Annotated in this window: 18 protein-coding genes, 1 tRNA gene and 1 pseudogene; 17 read left to right on the plus strand and 3 right to left on the minus strand. The window is 43.0% G+C overall.

The genetic code is table 11. From position 1 onward, the window contains the following. The first annotated feature begins 100 nt into the window (after positions 1–100). Together dnaA and R8806_RS00010 are read left to right on the plus strand one after the other, a co-directional pair. Positions 101–1,528 carry a chromosomal replication initiator protein DnaA gene (gene dnaA / locus R8806_RS00005; RefSeq protein ID WP_124317949.1) on the plus strand — a complete coding sequence of 476 codons (1,428 nt, stop codon included), beginning with the start codon at positions 101–103 and terminating at the stop codon, positions 1,526–1,528. Positions 1,529–1,543: 15 nt separating this feature from the next. Continuing rightward, the gene (locus tag R8806_RS00010; RefSeq protein WP_124317948.1) at positions 1,544–2,143 is read left to right on the plus strand and encodes an IMPACT family protein; all 600 of its coding nucleotides are present in this window, start codon (positions 1,544–1,546) and stop codon (positions 2,141–2,143) included. A 96-nt stretch (positions 2,144–2,239) separates the two neighbouring features. On the opposite strand, the gene R8806_RS00015 is transcribed toward R8806_RS00010, so the two are convergent. Then, positions 2,240–2,312 (minus strand) — tRNA-Lys (locus tag R8806_RS00015). Between the two features lie 414 nt (positions 2,313–2,726). On the opposite strand from R8806_RS00015, the gene R8806_RS00020 reads away from it, so the two are divergent. Both R8806_RS00020 and R8806_RS00025 read left to right on the plus strand, forming a co-directional pair. Beyond that, the gene (locus R8806_RS00020) at positions 2,727–3,152 is read left to right on the plus strand and encodes a hypothetical protein (protein WP_124318325.1); all 426 of its coding nucleotides are present in this window, start codon (positions 2,727–2,729) and stop codon (positions 3,150–3,152) included. Further along, entirely contained in the window at positions 3,149–3,985 is an 837-nt protein-coding gene (locus R8806_RS00025; protein WP_164720063.1) for an IS3 family transposase, read from the plus strand. Before R8806_RS00020 ends, R8806_RS00025 begins: the two co-directional genes overlap by 4 nt. A 291-nt stretch (positions 3,986–4,276) precedes the next feature. Here the strand turns inward: R8806_RS00025 and R8806_RS00030 are convergent, their stop codons facing one another. Continuing rightward, a complete protein-coding gene (locus R8806_RS00030) occupies positions 4,277–5,197 on the minus strand; it encodes an arginase family protein (RefSeq protein ID WP_373289761.1) in 921 nt (306 codons plus the stop codon). Between the two features lie 262 nt (positions 5,198–5,459). Here R8806_RS00030 and R8806_RS00035 point away from each other — a divergent pair, with 262 nt between their 5' ends. Next, entirely contained in the window at positions 5,460–5,750 is a 291-nt protein-coding gene (locus R8806_RS00035; protein ID WP_124318065.1) for an HU family DNA-binding protein, read from the plus strand. A 93-nt stretch (positions 5,751–5,843) separates the two neighbouring features. Here the strand turns inward: R8806_RS00035 and R8806_RS00040 are convergent, their stop codons facing one another. Next, positions 5,844–8,660 carry a M16 family metallopeptidase gene (locus R8806_RS00040; protein WP_124318066.1) on the minus strand — a complete coding sequence of 939 codons (2,817 nt, stop codon included), beginning with the start codon at positions 8,658–8,660 and terminating at the stop codon, positions 5,844–5,846. 221 nt (positions 8,661–8,881) lie between these two features. Between R8806_RS00040 and R8806_RS00045 the strand changes: the two genes are divergently transcribed. The 12 genes and pseudogenes from R8806_RS00045 to R8806_RS00100 all read left to right on the plus strand — a co-directional run bounded on the left by R8806_RS00045 (position 8,882) and on the right by R8806_RS00100 (position 26,576). Beyond that, positions 8,882–10,117, plus strand: a complete 1,236-nt coding sequence (locus R8806_RS00045) for a mechanosensitive ion channel family protein (RefSeq protein ID WP_124317927.1) — start codon at positions 8,882–8,884, stop codon at positions 10,115–10,117. Positions 10,118–10,329: 212 nt separating this feature from the next. Continuing rightward, positions 10,330–11,196 carry a M23 family metallopeptidase gene (locus R8806_RS00050; RefSeq protein WP_087421751.1) on the plus strand — a complete coding sequence of 289 codons (867 nt, stop codon included), beginning with the start codon at positions 10,330–10,332 and terminating at the stop codon, positions 11,194–11,196. A gap of 33 nt (positions 11,197–11,229) precedes the next feature. Further along, positions 11,230–12,396 carry a 1-deoxy-D-xylulose-5-phosphate reductoisomerase gene (locus tag R8806_RS00055; RefSeq protein WP_124317924.1) on the plus strand — a complete coding sequence of 389 codons (1,167 nt, stop codon included), beginning with the start codon at positions 11,230–11,232 and terminating at the stop codon, positions 12,394–12,396. A gap of 16 nt (positions 12,397–12,412) precedes the next feature. Continuing rightward, positions 12,413–13,747: an RIP metalloprotease RseP gene (rseP, locus tag R8806_RS00060; protein ID WP_124317925.1), complete on the plus strand. Its 1,335-nt coding sequence runs from the start codon at positions 12,413–12,415 to the stop codon at positions 13,745–13,747. Between the two features lie 17 nt (positions 13,748–13,764). Beyond that, positions 13,765–14,109 (plus strand): carboxymuconolactone decarboxylase family protein, encoded by a 345-nt coding sequence (locus tag R8806_RS00065; protein ID WP_124317926.1) that lies wholly within the window; start codon positions 13,765–13,767, stop codon positions 14,107–14,109. A gap of 99 nt (positions 14,110–14,208) precedes the next feature. Beyond that, entirely contained in the window at positions 14,209–17,316 is a 3,108-nt protein-coding gene (locus R8806_RS00070) for an ATP-binding protein (RefSeq protein ID WP_124316616.1), read from the plus strand. Positions 17,317–17,318: 2 nt separating this feature from the next. After that, on the plus strand, positions 17,319–18,332 hold the full coding sequence (locus R8806_RS00075) for an endonuclease/exonuclease/phosphatase family protein (RefSeq protein ID WP_124316618.1): 1,014 nt from the start codon (positions 17,319–17,321) through the stop codon (positions 18,330–18,332). Between the two features lie 137 nt (positions 18,333–18,469). Next, on the plus strand, positions 18,470–19,396 hold the full coding sequence (locus R8806_RS00080; protein WP_087421757.1) for a magnesium transporter CorA family protein: 927 nt from the start codon (positions 18,470–18,472) through the stop codon (positions 19,394–19,396). Between the two features lie 151 nt (positions 19,397–19,547). After that, the gene (locus R8806_RS00085) at positions 19,548–20,627 is read left to right on the plus strand and encodes an efflux RND transporter periplasmic adaptor subunit (RefSeq protein ID WP_124316615.1); all 1,080 of its coding nucleotides are present in this window, start codon (positions 19,548–19,550) and stop codon (positions 20,625–20,627) included. 8 nt (positions 20,628–20,635) lie between these two features. After that, positions 20,636–23,687: pseudogene (locus R8806_RS00090) on the plus strand (efflux RND transporter permease subunit). Positions 23,688–23,725: 38 nt separating this feature from the next. Continuing rightward, entirely contained in the window at positions 23,726–25,075 is a 1,350-nt protein-coding gene (locus R8806_RS00095) for a TolC family protein (protein WP_124316613.1), read from the plus strand. An 82-nt stretch (positions 25,076–25,157) separates the two neighbouring features. Continuing rightward, entirely contained in the window at positions 25,158–26,576 is a 1,419-nt protein-coding gene (locus R8806_RS00100) for an alkaline phosphatase (protein WP_124316612.1), read from the plus strand. Positions 26,577–26,583 lie beyond the last annotated feature (7 nt).

The raw sequence follows: 26,583 nt of genomic DNA on the forward strand, positions 1-26,583 counted from the left end.
GATAAAAAACAAGTGAAAGTATCATTTTTTTTCCAAGATTTTTTTTCGAATTTAGCATTCCATTTCCTAGAAATGAGATAGGGATATAAATAATAGATAAATGAAAAGGGATTGTAAAAGTGTTTGGTCGGAATGTCTAGACTTAATCAAGGAGCAGGTGTTGCCAAGAACGTTTAAAACTTGGTTTGCACCGATTCGTGCATTGAGTTTCAAAGATGATGTGTTGACAATTCAGGTGCCGAGTCAATATGTTTATGAATGTTTGGAAGAGCATTTTGTGGATATATTGAGAAAGGCTGTTCGTACCGCTATTGGTCCGAATGCAAAACTTGAATATTCGGTTATAGTAGAAGAGAGCCATCCTCGTGACCCTCTCTCCGTAACGATGCCTTCCAATAACATGAAAAAGGTGGAACCAAACACGGTATACGTGAATGGTAAACCGGATAGTGTTGCCCCTAAAAATCCTTTTGAGCGTAATAATAATCGTTTGCAGATAGACCCTCAATTGAATCCTTCTTACACGTTGGACAGTTATATCGAGGGAAGTTGTAATCGTTTGGCAAAGTCTGCTGCCGTGGCTATTGCACAAAATCCGGGAGGTACGGCTTTTAATCCCTTGTTAATATATGGTGGATCCGGATTGGGGAAAACTCATTTGGCTCAAGCTATCGGTATGGAGGTAAAACAAAATTATCCCAACAAGGTCGTGTTGTACGTGACCACGAATGTTTTCCAGACTCAATTTACGGAAGCCGTACGCAAAAATGAGATAAATGATTTCTTACATTTCTATCAGTTAATTGACGTGTTGATTCTGGATGATATTCATGAGTTGGCCGGAAAGACTGCCACGCAGAATACATTCTTCCATATATTTAATCACTTGCATCAATCGGGAAAACAATTGATCTTGACATCCGATCGTTCACCGGCTGAATTGAGTGGTTTGGAAGAACGTTTACTTTCCCGTTTCCGTTGGGGATTGTCTGCCGAGATAAAAGCTCCTGATTTTGAGACTCGTATGGAAATTGCTCGTTTTAAGGCGCATAAAGATGGTATTGACTTCTCGGATGAGGTATTGGAATATATCTGTAAATATGTAAGTAATAACGTGCGGGAATTGGAAGGAGCAATGATTTCTTTGCTGGCCCAGGCTACATTTAACCATAAAGATCTGACGGTTGATGTGGTAAAGGATATTTTGGGTAAAATGGTGAAGAATCAGAAAGTCGAGTTGACCGTGGAACATATTCAGCAGGTTGTTTGTAATCATTTTAACATGGCTCCCGAAATGTTACAAGAGAAGACGAGAAAACGGGAAGTTGTTCAGGCTCGTCAGCTGGCCATGTATTTCAGCAAGACTTACACGAATGCATCGTTGGCATACATTGGTAAACAAATTGGTAAGAAGGATCACACAACCGTGTTGTATGCTTGTAAGGCTGTTACCGATTTGATGGAGACCGATCGTGCTTTTAAGGCTCAAGTGGAGGAACTCCAAAAGAAACTTTATTGCCGTAACTAATTATCACGTTCCTTTATGGAGGAGGATAAATATAGAACCGTAAATGCGATTGCCGAAGGCCTGTACAAGGAAAAAGGTAGTCGCTTTATTTCTTTTATTTATCCCGTAAAATCCGAAGAAGAGATTAAAGATATTGTTACCGGGCTTAAGACGAAGTATTATGATGCCCGACACCATTGTTATGCTTATTGCCTAGGGGCAAACCGGGAGCGTTTCCGGGCGAATGATGACGGGGAGCCTTCTTCTACGGCGGGTAAACCCATCCTCGGACAGATTATTTCCAATGACTTGTCCAACGTGCTTATCGTGGTGATCCGGTATTTCGGGGGAATTAAGTTAGGGGTATCCGGTTTGATTCAAGCCTATAAAGAAGCTGCCGCCGATGCGATCAATCATGCAGAGATCGTGGAGCGTACGGTAGATGAAGTTATTCACGTGCGTTTTACTTATGTCGTGATGAATGACGTGATGAAAGTATTGAAAGAAGAAGAACCGGACATTTTATCCCGAAATTTTGAGATGGAATGTGAGATGACTTTGTCTATCAGACAGAAAGATATGCCTCGTCTTAGAGAACGTTTGTTGAAGATCGAGTCTTTGAGTATCGAAGAATAGCGAATTTCATTTGCCCCTCCCTTTGGGAGTATACATTGGTGTATAAAAAAGGATCCGCTATAATTCGTTTATTATAGCGGATTGTCATTCAGATTGTGATCCAGCTGGGACTCGAACCCAGGACCCCAACATTAAAAGTGTTGTGCTCTACCGGCTGAGCTACTGAATCCTTCAATTGTGTTTCTCAATTGCGGTTGCAAAGATAGGTATTCTATTCGAATTTCCAAAGGACAAAAGGATTTTTTACAAAAAAAAGACAAGATAAAAAGAATACTTTAGCCCCCATGGATGCTCTTTTTATCGTGATATACCCGGAATGCCCCGTTAAGACTTTTGATATATTTCTTTTGAATTCGGAGCATCTATCATTTGGCCGCTTATGGTTATCTTGCGGGCTACACTTTGTCCGCCGATGGGTTGGGACAAGAACACGTTATTTTCACTGTAGGTACATAGCAAGTACACTGGAGATTGTTCTTGCTATGTTCTTGCTATGTTCCTGCTTGGTATTTGTCATAGCCCATCGCTAGCCTAACCCCGGTGTATTGTCCTGAAAAAAGTTTACAGTAAACTTAGTAAACCAATGTCAGAATTAAATTTTCCCCCTGTTCGTCGTCGTTATTACGCCGTGAAGACGAAATTATCAGCGGTACGAGATCGAATAATCAATGAAATGGGTTACGCGGAAGTTCTAGCCAAGTACGAGGTCAAACCCTCGACTTTTCACGTTTGGCTACACAAGTATAAATCTCGCGTTTTATCGGAAGAACAACACAAACGTTTATCTTCGCGTAATTACAAAATGTTATACCCGATGACCGATCAAGAACGCGCCGAGCTGGAGTCTTTACGTCAGGAAGTAGAGAAACAGAAAATACTAGTGGAAGCTTACGAGTTAATGCTAGAGTTAGCCAGGGAACGCCTGCATGTTGATGTAAAAAAAAACTACGAGGAGATGCTATTAGCGGGATTGTCGAGAGACAAAAAGAGCGGGGAGGTAAAGCCGTGACGGAACACCTTTGCAATTCCCTTGGCTACAGCAAGCAGGCTTATTACAAGAGCCTCCGTGCCGATCGTGGAGGCGAGGAACGCGAGCGTTACGTTCTTTCCATCGTCCAGGATATTCGCCGTGACATGCCTAACCTCGGGGTTAATAAATTGTGGAACATGCTGGGGTCTAACGGGCTTCCCGTCGGTCGGGATTGGCTTTATCGTTTACTTCACCTTCACGATTTAATGATAAAACAGAAGAAGTACCGGGTCATCACGACGGATTCCCGGGCGTGGCATCGCCAGTACCCGAACCTGGTGAAAGGGCTTCGAGTTACCCGCCCCAACCAGGTATGGGTCAGTGATATCACGTACCTGTCAACGAGTGCCGGTTTCGTGTATCTCTCGCTGGTAACCGACGCTTATTCCCGGCGGATCACGGGGTGGGAAGTTCACCCCACCCTGGACTCGTCCGGTCCCGTGAAGGCGTTGTGCCGGGCGTTGGCAACGCTACCTCCCAACTTTAGCGATAAGCTTGTTCATCACTCGGATCGGGGTGGGCAATACTGCTCCTCGCTGTACACCGGGATATTGAAAGAACACGGTATTCAAGTCAGCGTGACACAAGATGGCTCCCCTTACGATAACGGTATCGCCGAGAGAGTGAACGGGATTTTGAAACGGGAATGGTTAAACGATATGGTCTTGAGAGATATTGACCAGGCGAGAATGCAAGTGGAGAGAATCATCGGGATATACAACACCAGAAGACCACACATGGCTATCGGGTTGAAAGTTCCGGACCAGGCACACCGCGATAAAAAAGAGTTATTCGCCAGGGTCATGTATTGACGCCAAGTGTTATTGGCATCCCGGGAATTCCCGGGATGCCAATAAAAAAGTAAAACTATTACAGGAATTACAGTTTTTTGAAGTAAACTTGTAACAGAAAATAGAATTGAAAATGCTTTGTACAATTTATTGAATGTCAAATCTAGTAAACCAATTTTAGGAAACTACACGGTGTATTATGGACGAATGTTCGCCTTCGGCGAGTTACAGGCTACAAGTTACAGATTCATTTTTTAGCTTCTCCCGACAGGGATGGTCGTTATTTTGAAATGAAATTTTGTGGTTTATCCTTTATTGTAATAGGGGTAATTGATGTAACATATTTTTGATCCTGATTGCCGTGCGAGGCATAGGTTCCGCAATTGTCAAGCCTACTAATTCTTTTTCTGCAGCAATGTCCTTTATTACCCGAATGACTTCTTCCATTTTCATCCCATCGGGGTCTGTACCAACAGCAGCGATGATTTCGGCAGGATCAAGTACATCCATATCAAAATGGATAACGACTTTCGACGCTCCGCATGATTTCAACCAAGTTTTGATCGCATCACTGTTTTGTGCAACATCTTTGGGCGTGAGATGTTTTATTCCGTATTGCTTTTGTCGTTCTTTGATTTCTTCACGTTCCCAGTTGCGTAACCCCACAAATAATATGTTTGATGGGGTAAATCGGGTGGGTAATTCCGCTAGGATTTTGGCATCTCCATGCCCCATGCAGGCGGTTACGGCCATGGCGTGAAATCCGGGATAGATGTCTCCGGGGAGCGTGATGTCCGGATGTGCATCAATCCAAACTAGGGCAACATCATTCTTGTATTTTTGCGCCAGATAGGTAAAGGGAACGACACTGGCCGAGCATTCTCCGCCAAGTGTTACGATTTTATCGGGATTACTGACTTGTAGTATGCTTAATGCAGCTCTTGTTTGACGGACTATAATATCCCGGTCGAGGACTCCGTCTGTTACCTTCCGATCTGTGATTTCAGTCGAAACGGGAACCGTTAATGTTTCTTGACCATTGCTCGGGGCAAGGAAATTTAAGAGTTGTGCCCCCAAGACATATCCCCTTGAGGCATCATCGGGATTTTCGACCTCTGTAATCAATTTCACGATATTGGCACCTTGCCATTGGGGATAGATCAAACGAATTGTTTTTGTTTCCTTTTTCATATTCTGGAGATTTATTCTATTTTTCCCTTTCATTGTTTTCATACAAAGTTACATAGTCTTCTTCCCTTAAACAAGTATTGGTAAATGATTCAGTATAGATTATTTAAGTGATTCCCCAAAAGCTGAATTGTCGGTTAAATAGGTGTGATGGAAGCGTGTTTTGTAATAATATTTGCTATATTGTTGTATTTTGGATGAAAAATGTTGTGTTTTATCTTTTAATCTCTAACTTTGTTAGGCATAAATGTTGAATTGACGTTAGTCAGTATTTATCATGTGAGGAAAAATCATATTATAATTAGATATGGACAAGAGAAAAATAGTTAAAATTGTGGCCAAAAAAAATGGCATGTCACAAAAAGATGTGACGATGGTATTTGATGAAATTTTCAATACGATGTTAGAAGGGCTAAAAGAAGAGGGGCATGTGGGGTTAGCGGGTTTTGGATCTTTCAACGTGAAAAAATGTGCTGTTCGTCATCGATATGTTCTTTCAACCCAAAAAGTTGTTTTATACCCGGAAACTCAAAAAGTTATTTTTAGGGTGGCTAAGCAATTTAAATTTAAGGGAGATGGAGTAGTGGGAGAGGAGTAATTCGAACTTATCACTTGATGAAATTTTGTATGAATGAAAAACGCCCGGGAATTACTCCCGGACGTTTCCTTTTATATAAATTGCAACCTAATTTTATTTTGATTTCGGTTGGAAGATCATATCAACAACATCGGCTCCCTTGAATAATTTCTGGGTGAATTTCTTCACGTCTTTTGTTGTGATCTTGTCAATAATGTTATCGAAGTTTTTCGGGTCTGTTACATCAATTCCACGAAGATAATAAGTTTGAATTGCATTCATCCAATATGCATTATGAGGTTTGCTTTGTTCATTATTTTTCTTCAGGATAGTAGTTACTTTGTCGATCTCTTCTTGGGTCGGGCCTTCCTTCATTAATTTGTCGATTTCAGCATAGATTAATGATTTCAAGTGTTCTGCTTTATCCGGATCGCAATCAAAGCTCATGCTCATGCTGTAGCTTTCGTACGGTTCTTTAGAAGAACTCGGTTGAACGGCTACACCATAGGTACCACCTTCTTTTTCACGGATATTGGTCATGTATCTTTGATCCAGTACGCCTCTCAAGATATTCAAGCAAAGATTGTCGTGAATGCTTGTTTTCATCTCTTTAGAGAAACTGGTGATTACAGTTGCCTTCGGAGTAGTCAGATCCAGTTCAATAACTTTTTCAGTTCTTCCTTTCGGTCCTCTCACTTTGTTATCCACCCAATTTTCTTTCCGGTTGTAAGATTTTACAGATCCCAAGTATTTTTCAACCAACGGTTTTACGGTTTCTGCATCGATGTTACCCACGATGAAGAATGTAAAGTCGCTGATGTCTTTGATACGGTCGCGGTAGATCTCCTCGATTTGTTCAATACTAACTTTATCTAAAAATTCTTTACCGAATAACAATGTTCTCGGGCTATAATTGCTCATGATCATGCTAACAGAGTCTTGCATAATCTTTTGAGGATTGTTGGCTGAGTTCTCGATGGCAGCGTAGTTACGTTGCATCATGGTATTGTGTACTTCTTTGTCGAAACGAGGTTTCTCGAAACGCAAGTAGATCAGCTGCATCAAGGTTTCGAAATCATTCGGAGTAGATGCACCACCGACTGATTCTGAAAGACCGCCAATGTTAACACCGGCTTGGGCTTGTTTCCCGGTTAATAATTTTCTCAAGGTTATTGCGTCATAGTCTCCTAATCCGTAAGCCCCGATAAATTGATCTGTGACTTGGGCAGATGCTAATTTGTCGATACCATATAATGAAGTACCTCCCTTACTGTAAGAACTTACTTGTACTTGGTCTTTTTCGTAGTCTGCTTTGCGGAATACCACTTTTGCTCCATTTTCCAAAGTCCACTCTTCGGCATCGAATTGCGGTAATTTTTTGGTAGCGATGATCTTGGAACCTTTCAAGTCCTCGTTGATTAAAGATGCCTCTGTTACTTGGTCTTTATAAGGCTCTAAGTTAGAGCTTTCAACTTTGTCCAACACGGCGATGGCTTCTTCTTTCGTGATGTGTTTAACTCCTTCAGACGGGCCTTGTGCCACGATCACCATGTTTTTCCGGTTAAGGTGTTTTTTAGCTAAAGCTGAAACTTCATCCACGGTGATGGTCGGGATAATAGCTTTGGCAAAATTGTAATAGTAATCGAAATCTACGATAGGTTCTCCATCAAGGAAGTTAGATTGCATTTCACCGATATAATCTTCGGAGGTAGTTTTGTCTTTTTGTTTGTAAGCAGATTCCAAGCCTACTAGCATGTTGGTTTTTGCTCTTTCAAGCTCGCCTTCCGTGAAACCGAATTTCTTTATTCTTTCGTTTTCACGATAGATAGCTTCCAGTGCTGCTGCTTCTTCATTCGGTTTTGCTGTAGCAGAGATCATATAGGTACTCCATCCTCTTACGATACCGCCGCCGAATCCGGCTTGTGCGTTAATGAAAGGAGGATTGCCTTTTTGAAGTAATTCAGAAACACGTTGTCCCAACATGGTGTTGTAGAAGGATTGAAGAATTCCATTTTTCAGGTATTCATGATTCTTTTCTTCTTTCGGGGTAGAGGGGTATTTGATATACACGCTGACAGACGATTGAGTTACTTCTTTGTCCGTTGCGCATACGAAGTAAATATCGTCGTGAGGGTTAACCGTGAACTCTTCTCTCACAGCCGGATTCACCGGAGTCGGGATTTTGGAGAATAATTCTTTTACTTTTTTCTCCATCTGGTCTACATCGAAATCACCGACAACAGCGATAGCTTGCAAGTCCGGACGATACCATTTGTGATAATAATCACGAAGGGTCTGGTATTTGAAATTCTTGATAATGTCCAAGTTACCGATAACATCTCTTTTCGCGTATTTAGAGTCTTTCAGTAATACCGGCATGATTTGGGCACGGATACGGAAACTCGGGGTTCTTCTGGTTCTCCATTCTTCCGAGATAACTCCTCTTTCGCCATCGATTTCGTCATCGACTAATAAAAGATAATGTGACCAGTCGTGAAGTACGAGTAGACAAGTATCTAATAAATCAGGATTGGTTGTAGGAACCTCGCTGATATTGTAAACAGTCTCGTCTTGTGCCGTGTAAGCATTCACGTTTCTTCCGAATTCAACACCATGTTTTTCCAACATGTTGGTAATACCTTTTCTTCCCGGGAAATGCTTGGTCCCGTTGAATGCCATGTGTTCCAAAAAGTGAGCTAAACCGTCCTGATCATCATTTTCTAGGATAGCTCCCACGTTTTGGATGATGTAAAAACTGGCTCGTTCTTTGGGTTCCGCGTTATGGCGGATGTAATAAGTCAATCCATTAGCTAGTTTCCCGATGCGAACGTTCGGATCCATGGGAAGTGGTGCCTTCATGTCATATTGGGCGAACAGGCTAGTGCTGATCAATGCCAATAAAGCACACACGATTAATAATTTTTTTGCCATACGAATTATTTTAATGTTTTAATGTTTGTGTCTGCAAATATAGCAAAGTGTAAGTAATTTTGTTCTGATACGTTAATTCTTTAACGTTAATTTAGGGGTTAAGTGTGAAAATAGGGAAAAATAGAAGGGTTTTTAGATTATTTAGAACGATTCGTTGTTAATGGGGTTTAACTTATCCGGTGGTTTATCGTATACGCCTGTAAAAGTTTGGGAAAGATATGATGCTGTTGAAAATAGATATTAACAAATGGTTTTCTTGGTTGAATTTGGGTATTAAAGATCCTTCCACGGCCTCGGCTGTCGAGGTCCTTTTGCAGATCGTGGTCATTTGTCTGATCGCTTTTTTATTTACCTTCTTTTTACGCAAGGGAATAACCCGGGTGATCGGGGGAATGGTGCGTCGTACGAAAACCAAATGGGATGATATTTTTTTCGAGGAGCGTGTTTTTCAAAAAATATTTAATCTGATACCACCGATATTTATAGATTTTGCTTTTAAAATCGTGTACGGGAAGTGGCAGCATGTAGAACTTTTTCATCGGTTTATCGTGGCTTGGATACTTGTGGTTGCCGGTTTCGTGATTGTTGCAGTGCTGGATGCAATAAACCGAATCTACGATTCGTACCCGATCGCAAAAGATCGTCCGATAAAAGTTTTCGTGCAGGTGATTAAAATTTTCGTGATTTCAGCTATTATCATTACAATCGTCAGCGAGTTTATCGGGGAGTCCCCCCGTAATTTACTGGTCGGGTTGGGGGCGTTTGCTGCGGTTTTAATGTTGATATTCAAAGATGCGATATTAGGTTTTGTGGCAGGAGTTCAATTACTGGCCAATCAGATGGTGCGTATCGGGGACTGGATCGTGATGCCGAGCAATAATGCCAACGGGACGGTGTTGGAGATCAACTTGTATACCGTGAAAGTACAAAATTGGGATATGACGATCACGACGATTCCCACCTATCAGTTAGTGTCCGCTTCTTTCACGAATTGGCGGGGAATGCAGGAGTCTGCCGGTCGTCGGATTATGCGCTATATTAATATAGATATGCTTTCCGTTCATTTCCTTTCGGATGAGGAAATCGATACTTTACGTAAATCGAATGTCTTGAAAGGGTATATTGAAGATATGTTGCCGAAGTTGGACGAACAAAATAAAGGGACATCTGCCGTGTTGGATGAACGGAAGTTGACGAATTTAGGTGTATTTAGACAGTATGCGGTACGCAGGCTGGAAGCCAATCCCGATTTGAATATGGATATGACATACATGGTCCGGCAATTACAACCGACGGCAACAGGTATTCCTCTGGAGGTGTATTGTTTTTCCCGGATTCAAGAATGGGTAGCCTACGAGAAGGTTCAATCCGATATATTCGATCATCTGTTAGCCGTGATTCCTTATTTTAACTTGCGAATCTATCAATACCCGGAGATTATCAAAACCACGAATTGATTCAAGAACTGATCCATTTTTTGATTTATGATTTCCGGCTCAGTGATTCCTGCCCTCAATTCAACGCTCTTTTCAATCACTTAATCGTTCAATCGACAATTATAAAATCTTTTTCATTCTAAACTCTTTTCAATTGCCCCGATAAAGTTTATGAATTCTCTGGCTGGGAAAGTTGGATTTTTATACTATTTTTGAAGGCTAAAAATAATTGGATGAGCAGTAAAAAACGAAAATATTGGAATAAGCTGAGGAACCGCTATAAGTTGACGATATTTAACGAGTCAACTTACGAGGAGGTGATGCACCTTCGGCTCTCTCCGTTACACGTTCTCACGGCATTAAGTACATTGGCCGTTGTCTTGATTATATTGACTATCATGTTGATTGCATTCACAAATTTGCGGGAATTCATCCCGGGTTACCCGAGCCAACAGTTGAGACGTCAGATTACACAAAACGCTCTACGGGTTGATTCCCTATTAAATGAAGTGCAGAAGAAGGATCGTTTTCTTCATTCCATACAAACTATTTTGAGAGACGAAAACTTGGACACGACGAGTTTCGTGTCGATGCAGCAGAATGTAAAGGTAACCTATGATACTTCGATGTTAGGTATGTCGGAAGAAGAGGCCGGTTTTCGGGAAATCGTGGAAAAAGAAGAAAAATACAATTTAACCCTTGGGCATGTCAGTTCTTCCGATGATGATTTTTATCATTTCTTCTCACCATTGGATGGAGTGGTAACCAATCATTTTGATGAAACGACTCGTCATTACGGGGTGGATTTGGTGGCTAAGCAAAATTCAAATGTTTTGTCCGTGTTGGATGGCGTGGTCATTTTCACGGATTGGACAATTAAGACGGGTTACGTGATTCAAGTACAGCATAATGGAAATCTGGTTTCAGTATATAAGCATAATTCGGTATTGTTGAAAAAGCAGGGAGATTTTGTCCGTGCGGGAGAGGCGATTGCAGTGGTAGGGAACACGGGCGAAGAAACAACCGGACCGCATTTACATTTCGAGTTGTGGCAAGCGGGAAAAGCATTGAATCCGGAAACCTTCATTAAGTTTAAATGATTCGTAAATAGTGGTTTTGGAGATTGTTTTGAAATGAAAAATATAGCAATATTGGGATCTACCGGGTCAATTGGAACGCAGACATTGCAGGTGATTGACGCTAATCCGGAACGGTTTAATGTAGAGGTTCTCACGGCAAATAATCAGGTGGAATTACTGGCACGACAAGCCAGAAAGTTCAAGCCTAACATGGTTGTGATCGGAAATGAATCAAAATATTCCGAGTTAACCGAGTTATTGAAGGACGAGGATATAAAGGTATATGCCGGGAGCGAAGCTATTGCTCAAGTCGTGCAAACATCCACGATTGATGTGGTCGTTACTGCCATGGTTGGGTATAGCGGGTTGTTACCCACGATCAACGCGATCAAGGCGGGTAAGACGATCGCTCTGGCCAATAAGGAAACCTTAGTTGTTGCCGGAGATTTAATTAACCGGTTGGTTGAGGAATACAAGGTGGGAATATTACCCGTGGATTCCGAACACTCGGCTATATTCCAGTGTTTGGTGGGCGAACACAACAACCCGGTGGAGAAGATATTATTAACGGCATCCGGGGGACCTTTCCGGGGACGGGATTATGAATATTTGAAGTCCGTAACGGCAGCACAGGCATTAAAACATCCGAACTGGAGCATGGGGGCAAAGGTTACCATTGATTCTGCGTCCATGATGAACAAAGGTTTCGAGGCGATCGAGGCAAAGTGGTTGTTTGGGGTAAAACCTTCACAAATAGAGGTGTTAGTACACCCGCAATCCGTTGTTCACTCGATGGTTCAGTTTCAGGATGGAAATATAAAAGCACAGTTGGGAGTTCCGGATATGCGTTTGCCGATTCAGTATGCACTGACTTACCCGGAGCGGGTACATTCGGAGATACCGCGTTTGGATTTTGGTATTTATTCCGATCTCACGTTTGAAAAACCGGATATAACGACCTTCCGAAATCTGGGATTGGCTTACGAGGCCATGAATCGTGGAGGGAATGCCCCCTGCGTGTTAAATGCGGCCAATGAAATTATGGTGGCTGCCTTCCTGAAGGATGAAATTTCTTTCACGGCCATGTCTGACGTGATTGAACGAACGATGGAAAAAGTGAGTTATATTGTCCAACCTACCTTGGAAGATTATATCGTTTCTGACCAAGAGGGCCGACGAATAGCAAAAGAGGAATTTCTCAATCTAAAATCTAAAATTTAAAATCTAAAATAGGTATATGGATGTATTAGTAAAGATATTACAGTTTTTGTTGAGCCTTTCGATTCTGGTTATGTTGCATGAGTTGGGGCATTTCGTGGCGGCAAAAATATTTAAGGTACGAGTGGAGAAGTTTTTTATTTTTTTCAACCCGTGGTTTTCCCTGTTTCGTTTTAAAAGGGGAGAAACTGAATACGGGATGGGATGGTTGCCTCTTGGCGGATACGTGAAGATTGCAGGAATGATTGACGAGTCCATGGATCTGGAGCAAATGAAAGAACCGGCAAAACCTTACGAGTTCCGCTCCAAACCGGCTTGGCAAAGATTGATCATCATGATCGGTGGGGTACTTGTTAATTTTATCTTGGCGTTCTTCATTTACATCATGATTCTTTACGCGTGGGGAGAGCAGTACTTGCCTACCGAGAATGCGAAATATGGAGTTGTATGCGACTCTTTATTGCTTAATGCCGGGTTGCGAAATGGGGATATGATCTTATCCTTGGATAATAAAAAAGTAGAGAATTTCTTCGAAATTCCGGGGTATATCTTAATGGAGAATCCGAAGACGATACAGGTTATGCGGGATGGTCAGGTGATGAATATAAATCTCCCTCCTACATTGATAGGGGAGATGTTGTCCTATTCCTCGAAAGGGTTTAAGCGGATAGCTTTACTGACACCCCGTTATAAATATGATGGTTCGATACAAGGGTTTGCTGATGAATCACCTGCTCGGAATGCCGGAATGTTGGAAGAAGACCGGGTGTTGGAATTAGACGGACATTCATTTACTTTCTATGACGAGTACCTTGATTTGATCCGTTCTCACCAAGATAGTGTATTGAATGCTAAAGTTTTGCGGGGAAGTGATACTCTTTCTATCCCTATTGCTCTCGGAAGTGGTAAAGTGATCGGGGTGTATCCGAAAGTGATAAACGATTTCGAGTACGCCGTGAAAGAATATTCCTTTTTTGGGGCTATTCCCGCGGGAATTAACATGGGGTTTGACTGGATCAAGTCCTATCTGAAACAATTCAAATTATTTAAAAACCCGGAAGCTTTCAGGTCCGTGGGAGGATTTATTTCTATCGGGAACATATTCCCCAGCGTGTGGGATTGGCGGGCTTTCTGGGAATTAACGGCCATGTTGTCCATTATCTTGGGAGTAATGAACCTCTTGCCTATCCCGGCATTGGATGGAGGTCACGTGATGTTCCTGCTCTACGAGGTGATAACACGTCGCAAGCCGAATGAGAAATTTATGGAGAACGCCCAGATCGTGGGAATGTTCTTCCTGTTGTTCCTGCTGTTGTTTGCGAACATTAATGATATATTGAAATTATTTGTTTAGCTATAAAATGTACAATTATGAGTGAAATGGTTGAACAGTTCCGGGCATACCGGGCTAAAATGAACGAGAAAATACTGGCTGCCGATAATAAAGTGATCAAACGGATCTATAATCTGGATACCAATACATATATGGACGGTGCTTTATCCTCAAAAGTAAAAGAAATGCTGGGGTTAGCGACATCTATGGTATTGCGTTGCGATGATTGTATCAAATATCATTTGGAAAAATGTCACCAGTACGGGGTAACCACGGAAGAGTTGTTCGAAATATTCTCTGTTGCCAATCTGGTGGGAGGAACCATCGTGATCCCTCATACCCGGCGGGCTTTGGAATATTGGGAAGAGTTGCAGGGAATGTAAACAGGGAAATATATTTGATTATTCCAAAATAACCCAACATTGATAAATTCTTTAATATATTTTATACCTTTGTGCGAAGGTATAAAGGAATTTGTTAATATGCGTTTTAAAAGAATATTTCAAATCGGTGTATGGGCATTTTGTTTGCTGGTGGCTTTTTCTGTTCATGGGAGTGTTCGGGATAAAGGATATATTTTAGTCATTAATTCTTACACGGAGGGGGCGATATGGTCGAACTATGTGATTGATAGTATCCGGAAGGATCGATCAATCGGGGAGAATGTCGCGGTGGAATCCATGAATACACTCTTGATTGATGACGAAGAGAGTATGCGTGTCAAGAAAGATGATGTCTTGTCGAAGTACACGGAACTGCCTAAAGCGATTGTCTTACTTGGAAGTAGTGCTTGGTGTCTGTTCGAGCAAGAGTTGAACGGGATCTGGAAAGATGTACCTATGATTCTTTGCGTGGAGAATGATTACGTTGCCCCCGTGGAGGCATTTCTAAAAAAGCATGAAGTTATTCAGGAAGAAAAGATTCCTTTATTAAAAGTTCTGGGAGAGGCTAACGTCTCGATTATCAAGTGTCCGGTTTACATCCGGGAAACGATAGAAGAAATGCGTTTGTTGTTGCCCGATCTGGAGAAGATCGTGTTAATGTCTGACCATCGTTACGTGAGTGCCCAAGTGAGATGCCAGATGCGTAAAGTGTGTGAGCAGTATTTCCCTGATCTTGAGGTGGCCTATTTTACGGAGGGGGAATACTCTTTGGATCAGGTACTCGATTCTATCGAATCGTTTGATATTCAAAAGGTAGGATTGCTTTATTATTCTTGGTTCCAGCGGAAGAATTTGGCGGGTAATAAATATTTAACCTCGAATAATCACAAGACGATCTGTTCTTTTGACAATCATCCGATTTTTACTTTAGAGGATGTCGGGATGGCTGACGGGGAGATGGCCGGGGGATATTTTTATCGAGGAAAAGATTTTGCCCATACTGTTATGCGTACTTTGCGGGATGTGTTGAACGGGAAGGACCCTAAAACAATCCCCGTGCAGATCGCCGGGAAACCGGAATGTTATTTGTCCTACCCGATCCTTCAAAAAGCGGGAATTCCGGAGTCATTATATCCCGATGATGCGAATTATTTGTTTGCTCCGGAAAGTTTCTGGGAGAAAACCCGTTATATGTGGATCGTGATTGTTGTTTTGTTGTTCATTACTTATATCATGTGGGCTCGGGTACGACTTTTAAAAAAGGAAAAAATGATGCGGGGGAGGGAGATGATATTACTTCAGAAGTACAAGACTCTTTTTAATAATATGCCTCTTGCCTACATGAAACATCGATTGCTTTACAATGCGAAAGGGGATATCGTGGATTACCGGATTGAAGAAGTGAACCCGATGTTCGAAGAATATTTTGTAGAAGCGTCCCGTGTCGTCGGGAAGAAAGGGAGCGAGTTGAAAGATGATAATAAAAGCGGAGAATTTGCCGTGTTATATAAAAAGATGCTTGAGGAACAGAAATCTTTCACGATCGAATATTTTTATAAACGGACGGGGAAATTCTTTGAGGTAATCAATATCGCTTCCATGGAAAAAGATATGGTGGATATTTTTTGTGTGGACGTGACAGATTTACGGAAAACAAAATCCATGTTAGAGTCTGTGAATTATAAATTGTCTATGGCTCTTGATGTTTCTAATATTGTGCCTTGGCGTTGGGATTTGGAAAGACATACCGTCTTGTGTGATGTGAATCGTCCGATAGAACTGAAACATTGTGTTGATGACGGGAATTCTTTGGCGGTTCCTGAAGAGCAATATTTTTCAAAGATACACAAAGATGACCGGGAGCGAGTAAAGGCGGCTTATTCGGCTTTAATATCCGGTAACGTGTCCAAGATCAGGGAGGAATACCGGGTGTTGGATAAGAGCGAACATCATTATTCTTACGAATGGGTGGAGGCTCAGGCTACCGTGGATCAACGGGATAAAAACGGGCATCCCTTGTCATTAGTGGGTTCTTCGGTGGTTATCACGACCCGGAAGCAAATGGAACTGGCGTTGCGTGAGGCGAAAGAGCATGCAGAAGAATCTAACCGGTTGAAATCGGCCTTTCTTGCCAATATGAGCCATGAAATTCGTACGCCGTTGAATGCTATCGTCGGATTCTCCAATATCTTGGCATCAGCGGAAGCGGAGGAGGAGAAACGAGAGTATATTAATATTATCGAGAACAATAACACGTTACTTTTGCAATTAATTAGTGATATTCTTGATCTTTCCAAGATTGAGTCCGGTTCGATGGAGTTTGCTTATTCGGAATTTGACTTAAATGCCTTGATGCGAGGATTGGAACAAACCTCTTGTTTACGACTGACTTCTGCCGCGGTGGAAATTAAATTTGATGAGTATCTTCCGGATTGTTGCATTCGTTCGGAGAAAAATCGATTAACACAAGTGATTACCAATCTGATCAATAACGCGATAAAATTCACGAAAGAGGGAACGATTCGTTTCGGTTATCATCTTTTGGAGAAAGATTCTCTTTATTTTTATGTGTCCGACACGGGATGCGGTATTGATGCGGATAAAAAAGATGCCGTGTTTGAACGATTCGTGAAGTTGGACAATTTTGTACAGGGAACGGGGCTTGGCTTGTCAATCTGCAAAACTATCGTGGAACGGATGGGAGGTAAAATCGGGGTGGAATCGGAAGTCGGGCAAGGAACAACTTTTTGGTTTACGATTCCTTACGTGGCTGTAAAATTGCATTATCAGGAAATAAAGGAAGAGAAAATCGTTCAGCACACAGTCGAAAAAAATAAACTCAAAATACTGGTTGCCGAAGATAATCCGAGTAATTACATGCTTTTCGAATCCATCTTGAAAAAGGATTATCAATTGATACACGCGTGGAATGGCCGGGAGGCCGTTGAATTGTTTAAAGAACACGATCCGCATTTGGTTTTAATGGATATAAATATGCCGGAGTTGAATGGTTTTCAAGCCGTGCAGGAAATTCGCAAGATTTCCGGGACGGTTCCCGTGATTGCGGTTACAGCCTATGCTTATGCCTCTGATGAAGAGAAAATCATGGCCAGCGGGTTTGACGGCTACACGGCCAAACCGATTAATGCAAATTTATTAAGGAGTAAAATTATCGCTTTGTTGGAGAAACATCTTATTTTGCTCTAGTGATGTTTCTAAAGGCCTGTATCGAGGTATTTTTATTGTGTGTCTCCTGTGTTTCATATGCCCAGACGGGGGTGCGGGAACGAGTCGTGTTCTATAATACGGAAAATCTGTTTGATACCCGAAACGACACGCTGACGGCAGATGACGATTTTACTCCCCGGGGAAAACAACATTGGAACCGGGAACGTTATACCCGGAAGTTACTCAATATCTCGAAAGTGTTAAGCAGTCTTGGTGCGGGAAACTTTCCGCTACTCATCGGCTTGAGCGAGGTGGAGAATCGGGGTGTTGTTTCCGACTTGGTAAACAAAACGGTGTTGGCGGATGGTAATTATGGGATTGTACATGCCGACTCCCCGGATGCAAGGGGAATTGATGTTGCCTTACTCTACCGGAAAGATTCATTCCGGCTATTGCATAACGCTTTCTTTCCTGTCCGTTTAAAAAGCGGGGAGACTACCCGGGATATACTTTATTGTGAGGGTATATCGGCCCCAAACGATACTCTTCATGTTTTTGTTTGTCATTTCCCTTCCATGCGGGGTGGGGAGGCGAAAAGTGAATGGAAACGGGTAAAAGCGGCATCTGTCGTGAGGCAGAAGGTGGATTCTATACAGGATCTTCATCCCCGGGCCATGATTTTAATTTTGGGAGATTTAAACGGGCGTGCGAATACACCCGCGCAAAAGATGTTGAAAACTCAAGATCCGGAATCCGGGACAATTAAATCTGAAAACTTTTACAACACCGGGTATTACTTGCTGGGAAAAAACTATGGTAGTTATCGTTACAAGGGAGAGTGGCAGACGCTGGATCACATCATTGTTTCAGGGAACTTGTTGAATGGGAAAGCTGATTTGCAGGTATCCCGAAGAATGGGTATCTATGATGCGGATTTTCTACTTGAAGAAGAGCGAGGGACTTTCGGCGTTCGTCCGAAACCGACCTATCGGGGGCCTCACTACATTGGAGGATACAGCGATCATCTTCCGGTCTTTATCGATTTAAAGAAATAATTGCTGTTTTTAAAAATAAAAGATTACTTTTGTGGCAAAATTCATAGAACAAGATATGGACGACTATCATCAACAGTATTAATCTGAATAGGGGTTCTCGATAAATGCCTCTATTCATAAATTGAAGGAGGATTATTATGAGAACTTTCCTAATGGGTAAAGTAGGGTTCGTGGAAAAAAAAGTATGGGAACCCAATTGCTGGATTAATGTTGTTTCACCCACTCAGGACGATCTTCGCTACCTGATCGACGAAATGGGAATTCCGGAGGCTTTTATTGATGACGTTGAAGACGTGGACGAGCGTTCCCGTTTGGAAGTAGAGGATGGATGGACGCTGATGATCCTGCGTATTCCTTTTAAGTCGGTAGATACAAGTATTCCTTTCATCACGGTGCCTTTGGGGATTATCGTGAAGGAGGATATGTTTGTAACCGTGTGCTATTACGAGACAGAAATGATTCCCGATTTCATCAATTACGTGATTCGTAAAAACTTGGAGATTGCCAATAACTGGGATCTTGTTTTCCGTTTGTTTCTTTCTGCCTCCGTGTGGTATTTGAAATACTTGAAACAAATCAACGCCCAGATGCATATGGCAGAGGTCGAATTGGAACGTTCCATCCGGAATGAAGAATTACAACGGTTGCTAAAAATCGAGAAATCGTTGGTATTCTTTATTACTTCTTTGCGTGGGAATGATAACTTGTTGATCAAAATGAAGACTTTGAAAGTGCAGCGGCAATTTTTCGACGAGGATTTGGTGGAGGACGTGGAGATCGAATTGCGGCAGGCTCAGGATTCGGCCCGTATTTATAGCGATATTTTAAGCGGTACAATGGATGCCTATGCTTCGGTGATTTCCAATAACTTGAATATCGTGATGAAACGGATGACGTCCATCTCGATTATATTAATGTTACCGACCTTGATTGCCAGTTTGTACGGGATGAATGTCCCGAACTCTTTGGAGGAAAATCCATACGGATTTTTGATCGTGATTGTTATCTCGATACTCTTTTCCGTCTTCGGTTTCATCGTGTTTAAATGGCGCCATTGGTTTTAAATAAAATATCTAAAACATCTCGTTATTTTAACAAACTATTAACGGTTTGTTGATAAACTTTTGGGGATATTTGATGTCATAACAACAGTGTTGTGAATACTTGTCTAGGCTCGGCTGAAACAGGCATTTTTGGTATGTAATGATTAAAAATATGAACAAAGGTTTAAAGAGAGTTTTACAAATTGGAATTCCGGTCGTGATCGTGGGAGCGATCGTGATCCCTCGTTTGGATTTTTCTTCGGATAAAGAGACGTCAACCCCGACAACAGCTGTCAAGGCGGCTAGCCGGGGAGCTTTACCGGTATCGGGGATCGTGGCATCTATGTCAACTTCCGGTAATGGAATTCCCGTAACGGGATTATTGGTTGCAAATGAAGAAGTCGAACTGGTTTCGGAAACAGCCGGTAAAGTTGTGAAGATCGCTTTTGAAGAAGGAACGTTGGTGAAGAAAGGAACCTTGTTGGTGAAAGTGGATGATTCGGATTTGCAGGCTCAACTCGCTCGTGCCGAATTCCAAAAAGAATTATTGGCTGCCAAATTGGAAAGACAGCGGATACTATTAAAACGGGAATCCATCAGCGTGGAAGAATTTCAACAGTTGGAGACCGAGTACAATATGAATCTGGCTGATATTGAATTATTAAAGGTTAAAATTGCTCGAACTGAAATCCGGGCTCCCTTTGACGGTCGAATGGGATTCCGTTTCGTGAGTGAGGGGAGTTACTTGCAACCGAGTACCAAGGTGTCCACGATTGTTGATAACTCTTATCTGAAAATTGAATTTTCTATTCCTGAAAAATATATTGATCTGCCTTTAGTGGGTAGAAAACTTACTTTCCAGCCTAGTGGTATGGAACATCAGATCGAGGCGGAAGTGTATGCTGTTGATCCACAGGCAGACGTGGCAACTCATACCATAAATCTGCGGGCTCGTTACCGGAATACTAAAAATCTTGTAGCCGGAATGTTCGTGAAAGGGGAATTGATGACGGCTGAGAATTTGAAATATATACTTGTTCCGACAGAGGCCGTCGTGCCGGAGATGGACGGGAAACGTTTGTGGGTAGTGAAAAATAAAAAGGCTACCAGCGTACCCGTGCAAACAGACAGTCGGGATTCCCAATTCGTGGAAGTAACTTCCGGAATACAGGTGGGTGACACCGTGTTAACGGGAGGCTTGATGCAATTGCGTGAGGGAATGATTGTGAATGTCAAGTTGAATAAAAATTAATCAGTGGTATGAGTTTATCTTCAACCTGTATAAAGCGTCCGGTGCTGGCAACCGTGTTAAACTTGATTTTGGTTATTGTCGGTTCCATCGGGTTGCTATATTTAGGCGTGCGTGACTACCCTAGCGTGGACCCCCCGGTAATATCCGTGTCGACCTCGTTCGTGGGGGCTAACGCCGATGTTATTGAAACACAAATTACCGAGCCTCTGGAATCGGCTATTAACGGTATCCAAGGAATCCGTTCATTAAGTAGTACGAGCCGTGACGGGCAAAGCCGGATCACGATAGAATTCGAATTAAGCGTGGATTTGGAAACGGCAGCTAATGACGTCCGGGACAAAGTTTCCGGAACGTTACGTCGTTTACCGCAGGATATAGATCCCCCGACCGTGTACAAGGCGGATGCGGATGCCCAACCTATTTTTGCTGTTTCTTTGCGTAGTGGTCAACGTTCGTTGATCGACCTGAGCGGGTATGCCGAACGTTATTACAAAGAACGGTTACAGACCATCCCCGGAGTGAGTAGCGTGGATATTTGGGGAGAAAAACGTTATTCCGTGCGTTTGCGCATGGACCCGGCTTTACTTGCAGCACATCGGTTGACCCCGATGGACGTGCAGTCTGCCGTTGAAAAAGAGAACATCGAATTACCTTCCGGACGAGTGGAAGGAGACAATACCGAGTTGACAATCCGTACGTTGGGACGATTAATGTCTATCGAGGATTTCAACAACTTGGTCATTTCGAGAGAAGGATCAAAAATTGTTCGTTTTAAAGATATTGGAGTGGCGGAAGTGGATGCCGAGAATACCCGGAGTATTGCCAAACGTAACGGCCTTCCCATGGTGATGTGTGCTTTGATTCCCCAGCCGGGAGCAAACTACATTGATATTGCGGACCGGGCCTATCTCGTGATGCAGGATTTGGAAAAGGACCTGCCGGAAGATATTGATGCCACGATTGCCTTCGACAACACGGTATTTATCCGGAGTTCAATCAACGAGGTGGAGGACACGATTTTCGAGGCTTTCCTTTTGGTTGTTTTGATCATTTTCCTTTTCTTGCGGAGTTGGCGGACGACGTTAATTCCCGTTCTGGCAATCCCCGTGTCATTGATTGCCTCCTTCTTTATTATGTACGTGGCCGGGTTCACCATCAACATCTTGACCTTGCTGGCAGTCGTGCTGGCCATCGGTTTGGTGGTTGACGATGCTATCGTGGTCATGGAGAATATATTCACGAAAATAGAGCAAGGAATGTCCCCGTTGCAGGCGGGATTCAAGGGATCAAACGAGATATTTTTTGCCGTTATCGCGACAACAGTGGTGTTGGTAGCCGTGTTCTTCCCAATCGTTTTCTTGGAAGGAACCACGGGGCGTTTGTTCCGTGAATTTAGCGTGGTGATTGCCGGAGCCGTGGTAGTTTCCTCTTTCGTGGCGTTGACATTTACACCGATGATTTCCACGAAACTATTGACCCGGAATGCCACGCAAAACTGGTTTTACCGGAAAACAGAACCTTTCTTCGAGGGGATGAACCGGGTGTACCGTCGTTGGTTACAACGATTTTTGAAAGTTCGTTATTGGTCAATCATTATACTCGGGGCTTCCGGTGTAGCCATTTATTTCTTATGGTTATTGATTCCTTCGGAGATGGCTCCTTTGGAGGACCGTTCGAATATCCGGTTAAACTCGGTTGCCCCGGAAGGAGCCACTTACGAGTACATGGCTCGTTATGCAGATGAAATTTCTAACTTCGTGGAACAAACCGTGCCGGAACAGGAAAAAGTGATTGAGTTCATCGGGGGGGGGACAAACGAACCGGGCAAGTTTACAATTATGGTTGGTTGATGCCGACAAGCGGAAGCGTACCCAACAGGAAATTGCCGACGAGTTAGCAATACAAGTGCGTGAATTTACCGGAGGCCGTACCTTGGTTTCCCAACAACAGACCTTTGGCGGTCGGCGGGGAGGACTTCCGGTTGAATATGTTATTCAAGCGAAAAATCTGGATGACTTGAAGGCTATATTACCTGTTTTCATGGATGAGGTAAACAAAAGTTCCGTGTTCTCGGCGTCTGATTTGAACCTGAAATTCACGAAACCGGAGTTGACTATTAATATCGACCGGGACAAGGCTGCCAGTATGGGCGTTTCCGTGCAGGACATTGCCAAAACACTCCAGTTGACCATGAGTGAACAACGGGTGGGCTATTACATCATGAATGGAAAACAGTACCAGATACTTTCCCAGTTGGAACGTCAGGATCGGAATAAACCGAGCGACTTGAAAGGAATATACGTGCGGAATAATAATGGAGACCTGATTCATTTGGATAACCTGATTACAACGTCCGAAAGTTCCATGCCGCCACAGCTATACCGTTATGACCGTTTCGTGTCGGCAACTGTTTCTGCCGGACTGGCAAAGGGCGTGACCCTTTCTCAAGGTCTGGAAGAGATGGATCGTATTGCAGGAGAGGTCTTGAGCGATGACTTTAAAACCACGTTATCGGGAACATCCAAGGACTTCGTGGAAAGTTCTTCCAGTTTGATGTTCGCCTTCATGTTGGCGTTGGTATTTATCTATTTGGTACTTGCCGCGCAGTTCGAAAGTTTCCGTGATCCGTTAATCATCATGTTTACCGTTCCTTTGGCATTGATCGGAGCTATGGTTGCTTTGTGGTATTTCGGGCAGACCATGAACATTTTCAGCCAGATTGGAATTATCATGTTGGTTGGATTGGTTTCGAAGAACGGTATCTTAATCGTGGAATTTGCCAACCAGCGTAAGTTGGCCGGTTTATCCATGCGTGAAGCGATCGAGGATTCAGCCGTGTCTCGTTTACGTCCGATCCTGATGACGAGTTTGTCCACCGTGTTAGGTATTCTTCCGATGGCAATGGCCACGGGTGCGGGAGCGGAGAGCCGTGTTGCCATGGGTATTGCGGTAGTGGGAGGTATGGTATGCTCCACGCTGTTGACACTCTTCGTGATCCCGGCTATTTACACCTACCTCTCGTCGAAAGAAGTAAAAATAATAGAAGAGATAGAAGATTGAACAAATTGAAAATTTTGCGAGTAGAATAAAGAATGACTATGAAAAAACAGAATTTACGATATATGAAATGGATAGGGAAAATGATCGTTTTATTGTTCATTTTCAATTTTCAATTCTCAATTTTCGATTGTTCCGCGCAGCGTGTGAGTCTGGATGAATGTCTGGAAAAAGCCTTGGAATCAAATTTTTCCATTAAAATCATCCGGAACGAGGCTCGGATGGATAAGAATAATTTGAATTACTCGACTTTCCTACCGACGTTGGAAGGAACCGCGAAACAGACACAGACCCGCAATGACACGAAGACCGAGAATAGCGCGGGTGAAGTGAATAAAATGTCGGATGTAAAAACGGATAACTACACCGCGGGAGTTGCTCTAAACTGGCGGATATTTGACGGATTAGAGATGTTCACCACCCATGAAAAACAGAAAGAGCTGCTGGCAATGGGTGAGCTTGCCGTGCAGCAAGCCGTGGAGAACTTGATCTTGAACGTGAGTGCAGCCTATTATAACGTGCTGGTACAACACCATAAATTGATGGCGGCCCGTCATTCACTGGAACTCTCGAATGAACGTTACGACGAGGCCAGAGTACGTTACAAGATCGGGAATAGATCCGGGCTAGAAGCTCAACAGGCAAAAATAGATTTGAACACGGACAGCTCGACTTACGTTCGGCAAAAGGAGGCTTTAAAAAGTGCCTATATCACGTTGAACAAATTGATGAATACGGATTTGCAAATGGTGAATTACGTGCAAGACACGATCTTGCTGGGGCCGCAACTGGTATTGGGTACCTTGGAACAAAAAACTCTGGCAGGAAACACCACCTTGTTGATCGCTAAAAAAGATCAGAAAATTTCCGCGTTGGATTTAAAAAATGCCCGTGCCGTGTTGTTCCCGACGCTGGATTTCAACTCCGGGTACAACTATAACAAGACAGATACACCTTCTTCCAGTACCACGTTGAACCGGTCAAACGGTTTTTACTGGGGATTTTCGTTAAATGTCCCTATATTTAGTCGTTTACAAAACCGGACGAAGATCAAGAATGCCAAACTGGAATTGGAAAATACCGAACTTTCCTATCAGGAGGCGGAAAAAGAAACGCTGGGAGATTTGGCGTTGATGTATAATTCCTATGAAAACAACCTGCTGATGGTAAATTTCGAGATTGAAAGCGCTAGTGTGGCCGAGGCTAACTTGGATGCGGCTTTAGAAAAATACAAGATCGGGTCGCTTTCCGGAATCGAATTCAGGGAATTTCAACGTAGTTACATTGATGCCGTTGATCGGAAGTTATCCGCTATCTATCAGGCAAAAGTTTCCGAATTATCGTTACTGCTTCTTAGCGGGGATATTCGAGGCTCGTTCGTGTCGGAGTAATCTGTTATCAGTTCTTAACCACACGGTAATATTTTTGTCATATCCTACTTGTACTTTTGGCTTGTAATCTTAAAGCGAGTAAATGATGAAAATAATCGTGTGGTTCAGTGTTTTAATGATGGTATTTTTCGGGTATTCCTGTACTTCCGGCAAGGGAGATGGAATACGTTACATATTTTTCTTGATTGGAGACGGGATGGGGAACGGGCAAGTGACCGGAACTCAGTTTTACCGGGCAGAACTGGATGGACGGATCGGTTTGGATTCGTTATCTTTTACCGGATTTCCAGTAGTAAACATGATGTCCACGTACTCGGCATTTAATGCGATTACTTGTTCTGCTGCGGCGGGAACAGCTTTAGCTACCGGAACCCGCACTTCAAACGGAACTATCGGTAAGGATGCTATTCACTCGAAAGACGTGTATAGTATTGCCGTAAAAGCGAAGGAAAAAGGTTTGAGCGTGGGTATTACAACTAGCGTGAGTATCGATCATGCGACGCCCGCCGTATTTTATGCTCATCAGTCTAGCCGGAGCATGTACTACGAGATCGCTATGGATGCCGTTAAGGCGGGATTTGACCTTTATGCGGGAAGTGGTTTTTTACAGACTCGTTCAATGACGGATTCAACAGCCCCGGACGTGTATCGTAGTTTCGAGGATGCGGGATACACGATTGCCAGGGGATATGACGATTTTAATCGTAAACGGGAAAAAGCAACTAAAATGGTTTTCGTGCAGGAAACAGGGGCGAGTCCATTCAGTTTGCCTTATGCGATCGACCGGAAACCGGGGAATTTAACGTTGTCTGAAATAACCCGGGGAGCAATAGATTATCTTTTTCAAAAATCAAATAAAGGTTTTTTTCTGATGGTAGAAGGTGGTAAAATAGACTGGGCCTGCCATAACAACGATGGGGCGACAATGGTGAATGAGGTGATGGATTTCTCGGATGCAGTGGAAGTTGTCTTGGAATTTTACCACCAACATCCGGACGAAACGCTGGTTATCGTGACTGCCGATCATGAGACCGGAGGTGTGGGGCTTGGCACGCGAGGATATGATTTGAATCTGAAACTTTTATCTTACCAGCAAAATTCTTTGGATGTGCTGTCCGAGCGCTTGGTTTCCTTGCGGGAAAAACGGGGAGGTAAAGTCCGATGGGAAGAAGTGAAAACTGTATTGTCTGAAGAACTGGGTTTTTGGAATGAAATAGAGATCACGAAAGAGGAAGAAGACGTCCTGAAATCAGAGTTTGAATGTTCTTATCTACAAGCAGGGGCTGCTCTAAGGGGATTGTATGCTGTTGTGGAACCTTTGGCCAAACAGGCAGTCCAACTGTTAAACAACAAAGCCGGGATAGGATGGACAACCCCTGAGCATACGGGAACACGGGTGCCTGTATACGCTATCGGAGCCGGGGCATGGCGTTTTGATGGAAGTCCGTTAAACAACACGGATATTCCCCGGATAATAGCGGAATCTGCCGGTTGGGATTGAGCTGTGT

Source organism: Butyricimonas faecihominis (assembly GCF_033096445.1).
Taxonomy (GTDB): Bacteria; Bacteroidota; Bacteroidia; order Bacteroidales; family Marinifilaceae; genus Butyricimonas; species Butyricimonas faecihominis.

What these genes read in the sequence shown, in the direction of transcription:
- R8806_RS00055 (WP_124317924.1), top strand. Translation starts at nt 11,230, where the DNA reads ATGAAAAATATAGCAATATTGGGATCTACCGGGTCAATTGGAACGCAG.
- R8806_RS00080 (WP_087421757.1), top strand. Translation starts at nt 18,470, where the DNA reads ATGAGAACTTTCCTAATGGGTAAAGTAGGGTTCGTGGAAAAAAAAGTA.
- R8806_RS00045 (WP_124317927.1), top strand. Translation starts at nt 8,882, where the DNA reads ATGCTGTTGAAAATAGATATTAACAAATGGTTTTCTTGGTTGAATTTG.
- R8806_RS00095 (WP_124316613.1), top strand. Translation starts at nt 23,726, where the DNA reads ATGAAAAAACAGAATTTACGATATATGAAATGGATAGGGAAAATGATC.
- R8806_RS00010 (WP_124317948.1), top strand. Translation starts at nt 1,544, where the DNA reads ATGGAGGAGGATAAATATAGAACCGTAAATGCGATTGCCGAAGGCCTG.
- dnaA (WP_124317949.1), top strand. Translation starts at nt 101, where the DNA reads ATGAAAAGGGATTGTAAAAGTGTTTGGTCGGAATGTCTAGACTTAATC.
- R8806_RS00040 (WP_124318066.1), bottom strand. Translation starts at nt 8,660, where the DNA reads ATGGCAAAAAAATTATTAATCGTGTGTGCTTTATTGGCATTGATCAGC.
- R8806_RS00035 (WP_124318065.1), top strand. Translation starts at nt 5,460, where the DNA reads ATGGACAAGAGAAAAATAGTTAAAATTGTGGCCAAAAAAAATGGCATG.
- R8806_RS00070 (WP_124316616.1), top strand. Translation starts at nt 14,209, where the DNA reads ATGCGTTTTAAAAGAATATTTCAAATCGGTGTATGGGCATTTTGTTTG.
- rseP (WP_124317925.1), top strand. Translation starts at nt 12,413, where the DNA reads ATGGATGTATTAGTAAAGATATTACAGTTTTTGTTGAGCCTTTCGATT.
- R8806_RS00050 (WP_087421751.1), top strand. Translation starts at nt 10,330, where the DNA reads ATGAGCAGTAAAAAACGAAAATATTGGAATAAGCTGAGGAACCGCTAT.
- R8806_RS00100 (WP_124316612.1), top strand. Translation starts at nt 25,158, where the DNA reads ATGATGAAAATAATCGTGTGGTTCAGTGTTTTAATGATGGTATTTTTC.
- R8806_RS00020 (WP_124318325.1), top strand. Translation starts at nt 2,727, where the DNA reads ATGTCAGAATTAAATTTTCCCCCTGTTCGTCGTCGTTATTACGCCGTG.
- R8806_RS00075 (WP_124316618.1), top strand. Translation starts at nt 17,319, where the DNA reads ATGTTTCTAAAGGCCTGTATCGAGGTATTTTTATTGTGTGTCTCCTGT.
- R8806_RS00085 (WP_124316615.1), top strand. Translation starts at nt 19,548, where the DNA reads ATGAACAAAGGTTTAAAGAGAGTTTTACAAATTGGAATTCCGGTCGTG.
- R8806_RS00030 (WP_373289761.1), bottom strand. Translation starts at nt 5,197, where the DNA reads ATGAAAACAATGAAAGGGAAAAATAGAATAAATCTCCAGAATATGAAA.
- R8806_RS00065 (WP_124317926.1), top strand. Translation starts at nt 13,765, where the DNA reads ATGAGTGAAATGGTTGAACAGTTCCGGGCATACCGGGCTAAAATGAAC.